Annotated in this window: 1 protein-coding gene; it reads left to right on the forward strand. The window is 68.1% G+C overall.

The window, feature by feature from the left end; all coding sequences use genetic code 11:
* Window positions 1-139 precede the first annotated feature (139 nt).
* Window positions 140-1408, forward strand: a complete 1269-nt coding sequence (locus C1I97_RS37100; protein ID WP_111007265.1) for an IS256 family transposase — start codon at window positions 140-142, stop codon at window positions 1406-1408.
* Window positions 1409-1475: the final 67 nt, after the last annotated feature.

Consider the following 1475-nt stretch of genomic DNA (forward strand, 5'->3'; position numbering starts at 1 on the left):
GGGAGTGTCATGAATCAGGTGTGCATCTCCCCGAAGGAGTCACCTGATGAGTACGACGATGGATCACCTGATCGAGACCATGGACCGCGTGTCGCTTGCCGTGGCCGGCGGCAGTGTTCAGGGTGCCGATGTGAAGTCGATGCCGGTGTCGCCGAACGGTCTGTCCAGCGAGCTGCTGGAGGAGCTGGCCGCGCTCGCGGCCGAAAAGGTCCGGGGAGAGGGGCTGCGGCTGATGGGCGAGGGCGGGCTGCTGCCCGAACTGGCCCAGCACCTGATGCAGGCCGCCTTGGAGGCCGAGATGGACGAGCACCTGGCCGCCGAGGCCGGCCGGACCGGCGGGCGCGGGTCCCGCTCGGGCGGCAACATGCGCAACGGCTACCGGGCCAAGAAAGTCATGACGGAGGTCGGCGCGGTGACGGTGCAGGTCCCCAGGGACCGGCTGGGCACCTTCCGGCCCCGGATGCTGCCCGTATACGCCCGCCGCACCGGCGCACTGGACGACCTGGTGATCTCGCTGACCGCGAAGGGCCTGACCTCCGGCGAGATTGTCTCCCACCTCGCCCAGACCTACGGGATGACGACGACGAAGGAAACAATCTCCACGATCACCGACAAGGCCCTGGAATCGATGGCGGAATGGCGCACCCGCCCGCTCGATCCGGTCTACCCGGTCGTCTTCATCGACGCCGTGCACGTCAAGATCAGGGACGGTCACGTCGCCAACCGGCCCATCTACGTGGCCATCGCGGTCACCGCCGACGGCTACCGCGAGATCCTCGGCCTGTGGGCCGGGGACGGCGGCGAGGGCGCCAAATACTGGCAGACCGTCCTGACCGAGATCAAGAACAGAGGCGTCCGCGACGTGCTCATGCTGGTCTGCGACGGACTGAGCGCCCTGCCCGACGCGGTGAACACCGTCTGGCCCCAGACCGTCGTGCAGACCTGCGTGGTCCACCTCATCCGCGCCAGCCTGCGCTATGCCTCGCGCCGCGACTGGGCCGAGGTCGCCCGCGATCTCAAGCCCGTCTACACCGCCGTCAACGAGGAAGAGGCCCGGGCACGGCTTGCGGACTTCGACGCCACCTGGGGCAAGCGCTACCCCTCGATCGCGGGAACCTGGGAACGGGCCTGGAGCGAGTTCGTACCCTTCCTCGGCCTGCCCGACGCCATCCGGCAGGTCGTCTACACCACCAACGCCATCGAGTCCCTCAACGCCCGCTACCGGCGCGCGGCCCAGGCCTGCGGGCACTTCCCCAACGAGCAGGCCGCCCTCAAACGCCTCTACCTCGCCACCCTCGCCCTCGACCCCACCGGCCGCGGCCGCCAGCGCTGGAACAACCGCTGGAAGTCCGCCCTCAACGAGTTCGACGTCCTCTTCGACGGCCGGCTCACCGCCGGACGAGTGTAGACCGAACAGCCCACCGAACAACTCGTAGGCTAAACAGACGAATCACACCTAATTCCTGATAGACCCC

It is taken from the genome of Streptomyces sp. NTH33, assembly GCF_003236365.1.
Classification (GTDB): domain Bacteria; phylum Actinomycetota; class Actinomycetes; order Streptomycetales; family Streptomycetaceae; genus Streptomyces.